Raw genomic sequence first — 8,687 nt, forward strand, 5'->3', positions numbered from 1 at the left:
GACTGGCAGCAACGGCTTGATCTTTTTGTACAACACCGCGCTAACTTCCTTGTTTCTTTTCTTTCCCATGCACCGTCAACGCGCATCCCGCGCTTGGCGATGACAGGCTTTTGTTAGCCGCTCTAAATAGATAGCGTGACGCCGATGATTATTCTAGGTTTCAGGCATGAAAGTACCTGAAGCCAAGGATTCACCATGGCATGGCGCTATGGATCTTGAAGTCCCTCACACCGCCAGCGGGTCCACATCCACCGCCCAGCGGATCACGCCCTTGTGCGCCGGGTCGGCGCGGGTGCGGTGCAGCAGTGGCTGCCAGGCCGCGAGGAAGCGCTGCAGCGCCTGGCGGGAGGAACTCTCCAGCAGCATCTGGGCGCGCTCGACGTTGGCCACGCGCTGCACCGTCATGGGCACGGCGCTGAAGGCGACGACCTCGCCGCTGGCGTCCAGGCCGGCGGCGCTGGCGGCTTCGCGCGCGGCGGTGAGAAAGCCCTGCGCCACCTCCTGGCTGCGCGCCTCGGCCCGCACCAGCGCCTGGGCGGCGAAGGGCGGCATGCCGGCGGCCTGGCGCTCCTTGAGCTGCTGGGCGGCGAAGGCCGGGTAGTCGTGCGCCTGGAGCGCGGCGAACAGCGGGTGCGCGGGCTGGAAGGTCTGCACCCACATCTCGCTGGCGGCGCTGTGCGCGGCGTCGCGCCCGGCGCGGCCGCCGGCCTGCATCAGCAGGGCGAACAGGCGCTCGGGCGCACGGAAGTCGCTGGAGAACAGCGAGCCATCCGGGTTGACGGCCGCCACCAGCGTGATGCGGCGGAAGTCGTGGCCCTTTGCGATCATCTGGGTGCCGACCAGCACGTCGACGTCGCCCGCATGCACCTGGGCCAGTTGCGCCTCCAGCGCGCCCTTGGCCCGGGTGGTGTCGGCGTCGATGCGGGCGATGCGCACCTTGCCGCCGTCGGGGCGGCGCAGGCCGGCCAGCAGCTCGGCCAGGTGTTCTTCCAGGCGCTCGGTGCCGCGTCCCAGCGGCGCGATGTCGAGGTTGCCGCAGGCCGGGCAGGCGCGCGGCACGCGCTCGGCGTAGCCGCAATGGTGGCAGCGCAGGCTGCGGTCGATCTTGTGGAACACGCGAAACGCGCTGCAGTGCGGGCATTCGCTCTTCCAGCCGCAGTCGTGGCAGGTCAGCACCGGCGCATAGCCGCGCCGGTTGAGGAAGACCATGGCCTGCTCGCCGCGCGCGATGCGCTCGCCGATGGCGGCCAGCAACTGCGGCGAGAACACGGTCTTCTGCGGCAGCAGGTTCATGTCCACCAGCCGCACGCGGGGCAGCGCGCCGGCGCCCACGCGCTGCGGCATCTCCAGCCGCAGGTAGCGCCCGCCCGGGTCGTCGGCGCTGGCCGGGCGGCTGGCGTGCCAGCTCTCCAGCGACGGCGTGGCCGAGCCGAGCAGCACCTTGGCGCCCTCGGCGTGCCCGCGCCACAGCGCCAGGTCGCGTGCCGAGTAGCGCGCGCCCTCCTGCTGCTTGTAGCTCGGGTCGTGCTCCTCGTCCACCACGATCAGCCGCAGCCGCGGCAGCGAGGCGAACACCGCCATGCGCGTGCCGAGCACGACGCGCGCGCGCCCGGTGTGCGCGGCCAGCCAACTGCGCAGGCGCTGCGGCGGCGTCATGCCGCTGTGCATGGAAACCACCGCCGGCGCGTCGCCGGTGGCCGCAAAGCGGGCGTGGAAACGCTCTTCCAGCTGCGGCGTGAGGTTGATCTCCGGCACCATCACCAGCACCTGGGCGGCCGGGTCGGCCTGCAGCACGGCCTGCACGCAGCGCAGGTAGACCTCGGTCTTGCCGCTGCCTGTGGCGCCAAACAGCAGGAACGGGCCGGTTCCTGCATCAAATCGTGCCAAAGCCCAGGATTGCTCTGGGGTTGGTGCTATTGATTCAGTAGCGAAGGCGATGCCCGCGGGCCCTTCGGCGCCGGCGCTGCGCTTGAGGCGCCGGGCCAGTTGCGCCGCGTCCAGGGCGCGCAGCGGCGGCGGCAGCGCGGCCAGCGCCACCTCGCCGGCCGAGCGCTGGTAGTAGCGCGCGGCAAAGTCCACCAGCCGACGCCAGCCCGCGGCCAGCGGCGGCAGGGCGTCCAGCACGCCGGCCACGGCGCGCAGCTCGGCCCCGGCGGGGGCGCTGGCCTCGGTGCCGGTGTCCCAGACGATACCCAGCGTCTCGCGCCTGCCCAGCGGCACCCGCACCAGGGTGCCGGGCGCCAGCGCGCTGGCGGCGGCGTAGGTCAGCGGCCCGGCCACCGCGCTGTGCGCCGGCGTCTGCACCAGCACCGCCACGCGATGGGGCGCCGCAAGCTGAAGTGGATTTGTCGAATCGGCGTGCAAGGGCTTGATCGCAAAGAGGTTTTCGGGTGTTGTCGCCGGCCTGTGGACAAGTTTGTTGACAGACCCGGACTTCCAGTGGCGAGACGGGGGCCCGCAAGACCCTGCCCAGCCGGTTCAAGGATTGGAGTTGGTGAAAAATATTTTTAAATCAAAGACTTGCGAAAGTGTTCACAGGTGCTGGTCGAACTGAAATTGTGCCCCACCCGCTACCCCGCAGCTGTGCACAACCCCGGGGGGCGCCGCCTTGAAACGGGGTTTGGCGTGAAATTTGGCATGCCCGCGCGCCGGCGTCCTAGGGTTTGTCCCAATCCGATGGGGATAACTTTGTTGATATGCCCTGTCGAACCGTGCCGGAGCCGCGCCCCGTGCGGCTCTGCACGCTTTGCCCAGAAAAAAGGCAAGGAACGGATTCCTTATGAATCAAGGATTTACGACGTACCCACGGTGCGTGCCACGCACCTGGCACATTCTTGCGGTGCAAGAACCTGGATCACTTTTTTTGTGCATAAGCAAGATCCCGCAAGCAAATTTTTCTCTTGACACCTGGGGTACCGCAGGCCGGTGCCGCCGCAAACCCAGTGCCGGCGCGGCCTGGCGCGTAATGCCGCGCTTGCGGGGGCACGCTGCGGCTTGTACCCCGGGGTAATTCCCGATCGCGGCAGAAAAAAGGCTTGACCGCGTCCGAAATGCTCGCCACCGCTGGCGAAAGAAAGGCTAAGTGCTTGATTCAAAAGCGCTTTGGGGTGCATGCCCGGTTTCTGTGGATAACTTTGTTGATAGTCCTGTGGCTACGCCTTCCGGGCCGCATGGATCAAGGCTTCCGCCGCTTTGCCCGCAAAAAAAGCAATTTGTAAGATCCTTATGAATCAAGGACTTAGCGCCACTATGCCTTCGATAGCGCGGCCAGCCGCCAGAGGCTCATGCTGCGCCGCCGCACCATAGGCAGTGTGCATAACCAGAATCGTATATGCGCGGAAAGTCAAGCGCGAAGGCGGCGCGAGTGCCGGTGCACCGCCTCCACCAGCGTCGCCACGTGCTCGGGCGGGGTGTGCTGGCTGATGCCGTGGCCCAGGTTGAAGATATGCGTGGGCCCGCAGGCGCCGCGGTCCAGGTGCGGCCGGCCGAAGCTCTCGAGCACCCGGGCCACCTCGGCGTCGATGCGCTCGGGCGGGGCGAACAGCACGTTCGGGTCGATGTTGCCCTGCAGCGCCTTGCCCGGGCCGCCCGCGGCGCCGCCCACGGCCGAGCGCGCGGCGGCCAGGTTCACCGTCCAGTCCAGGCCCAGCACCTCGCAGTCGAGCCCGCCCATCTCCTGCAGCCACAGGCCGCCGCCCTTGGTGAACACGATGCGCGGCACGTCCTGCCCGTCCGGCCCGGTGCGCTGCAACTGCGCCAGCACGCGCGCCGTGTAGGCCAGGCTGAACTCCTGGAAGGCGCCGTCGGCCAGCACGCCGCCCCAGCTGTCGAACACCATCACCGCCTGGGCGCCGGCGTCGATCTGGGCGTTGAGGTAGGCCGCCACCGCGTCGGCGTTGACCGCCAGCATGCGGTGCATCAGGTCGGGCCGCGCGTAGAGCATGGTCTTGACCAGCCGGTAGTCGTCCGAGCCCGCGCCCTCGACCATGTAGCAGGCCAGCGTCCAGGGGCTGCCCGAGAAGCCGATCAGCGGCACCCGGCCGCCCAGCGCCTTGCGGATCGAGGCCACGGCGTCGAACACGTACTGCAGCCTGGCCATGTCCGGCACCTGCAGCGCGGCCACGGCGGCCTCGTCGCGCACCGGGTGCGCGAAGCGCGGGCCCTCGCCCATCTGGAAGGACAGGCCCAGGCCCATGGCGTCGGGCACCGTCAGGATGTCGCTGAACAGGATCGCCGCGTCCAGCGAGTAGCGCTCCAGCGGCTGCAGCGTGACCTCGGTGGCGTAGTCGGTGTTGGTCGCCAGCCCCATGAAGCTGCCGGCCCGCGCGCGCGTGGCGCGGTATTCCGGCAGGTAGCGCCCGGCCTGGCGCATCAGCCAGACGGGTGTGTGATCGGTCGCCTGGCGCCGGCAGGCACGCAGGAAGGTGTCGTTCTGGAGGGGGGCAAACATGGCGGGGATTGTGGCAGGCGGGAGGTGGGAGCATGCCATTACACACTTTTTGCGCCCACGGGGAAGGTGCGGACGAGATCGACCCAACCCGAGCGCGATCTGCTCCAGCGACGCGCGCGGCGGCGGCGCTCAAGCGTAGTCCAGCGGCAGTGCCGTGGTGTACTTGATCTGCTCCATCGCGAAGCTCGACGAGATGTCGGCGAAATCCAGGCTGCTCACCAGGCGCTTGTAGACCGCGTCGTAGCCGCGCACGTCGGGCACTACCACGCGCAGCAGATAGTCTGTGTTGCCGCTCATGCGGTAGAACTCGACGATCTCCGCAATGCCGGCGACCACGTCGCACAGCGCGCGCGTCCATTGGTCGCTGTGCTGGCTGGTGCGGATTGAGACGAACACCGTCACCCCCACGTTCAGCTTGGCCGCCGACAGCAGGGCCACGCGCCGCTCGATGTAACCCGCCTGCTCCAGCCGCTGAACGCGACGCCAGCACGGCGTGGGTGACAGATGGGTGAGCTCGCTGATTTGCTGCAGCGATAGCGAGGCGTCGCGCTGCAGATGTTCCAACAGCAGCTTATCGATGCGATCCATGAAAAATATTTCCTTTTAATGATATATATATGATAATTTTCACCAATAAATAAAGATAAATGTCCAAAATTTGCCAATATTTTCGCTGGCAAGTTCCTAGACTTGGCGGCATGACACGCTCCGCCGTTCCTTACCCTCCTGCGCCCGCTCTGCGGGCCTCCACCATGCTGCTGCACCGCGGGCGCCACCCGGCGGCGCATTTCGGCATGGTCAACACACCGGTCTGTCGCGGCTCGACCATCGTCGCCGGCACGCTGGACGAATGGGAAAGCCGCAAACTGCCGGAGAACCCGTATGCCTCTTATGGCCGCTTCGGCACGCCCACGACGCATGCGCTGGAAGAATTGATCGCGCAGGCCGAAGGGGGCTACAAATCGGTCGTATTTCCCTCCGGCCTGGCCGCCTGCACCCACACCATGCTGGCGCTGCTGAAGACCGGCGACCACGTGCTGATGCCCGACAGTGTCTACGGCCCAACCCGCGCCTTCGCCGAGAACCTGCTGCCGCGCCTGGGCATCAGCGCGAGCTTCTACCCGCCCTGCGTCGGCGCGGGTATTGCGCAGCATCTGCGGCCCCAGACGCGCGTTGTGTACACCGAGTCGCCGGGCTCGGGCACCTTCGAGGTGCAGGACATCCCGGCCATAGCGGCCCAGGCCCGCGCCGTCGGCGCCTGGGTTGTGCTGGACAACACCTGGGCCACGCCGTTGTACTTCAAGCCCTTCGAGCATGGGGTAGACATCTCGGTGCAAGCCGCTACCAAGTACCTAGTTGGCCACTCCGATGCCATCCTGGGGCTGGCGACCGCCAACGAACGCTCCTGGCCCCTGCTGCAACGGGGCGCGCACGACTTCGGCCAGACCGTCGGCCCGGACGACGTCTTCCTGGCGCTGCGCGGCTTTCGCACGTTGGCGGTGCGTCTGCGCCAGCACTGGAGCACCGGCGAGCGGCTGGCCCGCATGCTGGCCGAGCATCCACTTGTGGACGCGGTCTTGCACCCGGCGCTGCCCGACGACCCGGGCCATGCGCTGTGGACGCGCGACTTCCATGGCGCCAGCGGACTGTTCTCGATCACCCTCAAGCCGCTGCAGCGCGCGGCGCTGGCTGCCTTCTTCGATGCGTTGCGCCTGTTTGGAATCGGCCTGTCCTGGGGCGGCTTCGAAAGTCTGGTGGTGCCTATGGACATGCCGCGACGGCTGGTACAGGCGCGGCCGCAGGCCGGCCATCTGGTGCGCATCCATGCCGGCCTGGAAGACTGCGAGGACCTGGCGGCCGACTTGCGGCAGGCCCTGGCCGCCGCGCAGGCCAGGGACGCCTGCGCTGCACCCCAATCGTTCCACTCTTCGAAGGAGTCTCCATGCGCAAGCTTGCCCTGTCCCTGATCGCAGCCAGCACCCTGGCTGCCATGCCGCTCACCGCCTCCGCGCAGAGCTATCCCGAGGACGGCCAGCCGATACGCATCATCGTGCCCTACGCGCCCGGCGGCTCATCGGACTTCATGGCGCGGCTGTTCGCCCGCAAGCTGTCGGAGAACATGAACCACAGTTTCGTGGTGGAGAACAAGCCGGGCGGCAACACCATCATCGGCGCCGACTACGTGGCCAAGTCCAAGTCGGACGGCTACACGCTGTATCTGATCGGCGAGCTGACGCACGGCTCGCTGCGCACGCTCAATGCCAAACTGCCCTTCGATCCGGCCAAGGACTTCGCCGGCGTCTCCAACCTGATCGAATCGCCGCTCGTGATCTCGGTGCCGCCGCAGTTCCCAGCCGCCAACCTGAAGGAGTTCGTGGCCTATGCGCAGGCGCATCCGGGCCAGGTCAACTACGGCTCGGCCGGCACCGGTAACACCCTGCACCTGGCTGGCGAGCAGTTCTCCCAGGTCGCCAAGGTGCAGATGAACCACGTGCAGTACAAGGGCGCTTCCCAGGCAGTGCTCGACCTTCTAGCAGGCCGCATCCAGGTGATGTTCGACCTTCCGCAGACGCCGCTGCCGCACATCCAGAGCGGCGCGCTCAAGGCGCTGGCGGTGACGTCCAGGACCCGCCTGCCCATGCTGGCGCAGGTGCCCACCACGCAGGAGGCCGGCTATCCCGACTATGCGTTCACCACGCGCGTCGGCATTGCCGCGCCCGCCGGCACGCCCGGGACGATCCTGAACCGGCTCAACGCCGAAATCCGCAAGGCCGCGCAGGACCCGGCAGTCCAGCAGGCACTGGAGAAGCAGGCCATGCTGGTCGCCACCAGCGCCACGCCGCAGGAGCATCAGCAGCGCCTGGCAGCGGGCATGAAGATGGTCAGTGAACTGCTGGCCGGAACCCGACCGGCGCAATAGTCCGGTCGCAGCACCGATAGAAGTCCATGAACAAACGCCAACGCTTCTTCTCCGCCGTCCAGGGCCAGCCGGTGGACCGGCCACCGGTGACGGCCTGGGTCCACTTCCAGTCCGACCACCTGCCGGGCCCGCAGGTGGCCGAGCTGCACCTGCAGTTCCTGCGTGCCTACGACTGGGACGTCCTGAAGGTCATGAATGACTTTCGCTACGCCGTGCCGGAAGGCGTCACCACACTCGCCGATGCCGCCAGCCTGAAAGCCTACCGACCGCAAGGACTGAAGACGCCCGCGGTGCAGGCCCAGCTCGACTGCCTGTCGCGACTGCAGGACGCGCTGCGCGGCGAGGTCCCGCTGCTGGAAACCAGCTTCGAGCCGTTCCAGCAGATCGTGCGCAACATCGGCTTCTCGCAGGCGGCCGACCTGTACCGCCACCGCGACGCCGCGCTGGCCGCGCTAGAGGTCGTGACCGAAGACCTGTGCGCCTACATGGGCGCGCTGAAGGCTCGCGGCATCGAGGGCATGTTCATGTCCATCAACGGTGCCATTCCCGCGCATCTGCCGCGCGGCGCCAGCGAGGAGAACCACGAACTGTTCCAGAAGCCGTTCGCCGCCGCCGTGCTGCGCGCTGCCGAAGGCCTGGTGCGGGTGCTGCATGTGCACGGCGCCCAGGTGCTGATGGAGCGCGTCGCCGGCTATCCGTGCGAGGTGCTGAGCGTGTCGGACCGGCTGCCGGGCAATCCCGACCTGGCCGCGCTGCGCAAGATTTCGGACAAATGCCTGATGGGCGGCATCGACGAGACCCGTATCACGGAGCGTGCCCTGCCGGAGATCGCCTGCGAGATCGACGCCGCCATCGCCGCCGCCGGCAAGGACAGGCTCATCCTGGCGCCGGGCTGCACCATCCCGTCGTTCACCTCGGAGCGCAACCTGCGCTACCTGCGTGAGTACTCGCGATTTCCGGAGGGTTTGCCGTAACACGTGCCCCAGTGCGCAAAAGCCTGATAGGCTGAGACGGCACCGGTCAACGCTGAACCATTGGCGCGCCTTGCATCGCAGGGCGCGCCCCATATCGGCGACTTGTCCAGCGTCGCCTGAAAGCTGTCGAGAACTGCTTGCGCTTTGCCATGCGGCGAATCTACCCCAGGCGTTATCAAGTTCATAACACGCTCTAATCTTACTGTGTCATAAATTTCACAATTCGATCTTCCGGACTTCGATTTGGAGGATCGATGAATGCAGCCGAGCGTTTCGATAGCTACCTGGAGCACCTGAGCGAAGGCCTGGGTCACGTGGACCGGCATGCGGGCCTTCGCGGTTA

The 8,687-nt window shown here is 67.2% G+C and carries 6 protein-coding genes; 3 read left to right on the forward strand and 3 right to left on the reverse strand.

Annotation, left to right across the window (positions count from 1 at the left end; all coding sequences use genetic code 11):
• Window positions 1-225 precede the first annotated feature (225 nt).
• The 3 genes from priA to JHD63_RS20505 form a co-directional block, all read right to left on the reverse strand.
• Window positions 226-2,304 carry a replication restart helicase PriA gene (gene priA / locus JHD63_RS20495; RefSeq protein WP_198972660.1) on the reverse strand — a complete coding sequence of 693 codons (2,079 nt, stop codon included), beginning with the start codon at window positions 2,302-2,304 and terminating at the stop codon, window positions 226-228.
• A 1,039-nt stretch (window positions 2,305-3,343) separates the two neighbouring features.
• A complete protein-coding gene (hemE, locus tag JHD63_RS20500) occupies window positions 3,344-4,450 on the reverse strand; it encodes a uroporphyrinogen decarboxylase (RefSeq protein ID WP_198972656.1) in 1,107 nt (368 codons plus the stop codon).
• 129 nt (window positions 4,451-4,579) lie between these two features.
• On the reverse strand, window positions 4,580-5,038 hold the full coding sequence (locus JHD63_RS20505; RefSeq protein WP_198972657.1) for an Lrp/AsnC family transcriptional regulator: 459 nt from the start codon (window positions 5,036-5,038) through the stop codon (window positions 4,580-4,582).
• A 110-nt stretch (window positions 5,039-5,148) separates the two neighbouring features.
• On the opposite strand from JHD63_RS20505, the gene metC reads away from it, so the two are divergent.
• From metC to JHD63_RS20520, 3 genes are read left to right on the forward strand one after another with little or no spacing between them, the layout of a single operon-like run.
• The gene (gene metC / locus JHD63_RS20510; RefSeq protein ID WP_233168495.1) at window positions 5,149-6,417 is read left to right on the forward strand and encodes a cystathionine beta-lyase; all 1,269 of its coding nucleotides are present in this window, start codon (window positions 5,149-5,151) and stop codon (window positions 6,415-6,417) included.
• Window positions 6,393-7,370, forward strand: a complete 978-nt coding sequence (locus JHD63_RS20515) for a Bug family tripartite tricarboxylate transporter substrate binding protein (protein WP_198972658.1) — start codon at window positions 6,393-6,395, stop codon at window positions 7,368-7,370. Before metC ends, JHD63_RS20515 begins: the two co-directional genes overlap by 25 nt.
• 26 nt (window positions 7,371-7,396) lie before the next feature.
• Window positions 7,397-8,344: a uroporphyrinogen decarboxylase family protein gene (locus tag JHD63_RS20520; protein ID WP_198972659.1), complete on the forward strand. Its 948-nt coding sequence runs from the start codon at window positions 7,397-7,399 to the stop codon at window positions 8,342-8,344.
• Window positions 8,345-8,687 lie beyond the last annotated feature (343 nt).

Source organism: Xylophilus sp. ASV27, from assembly GCF_016428875.1.
Lineage (GTDB): Bacteria > Pseudomonadota > Gammaproteobacteria > Burkholderiales > Burkholderiaceae_C > Xylophilus.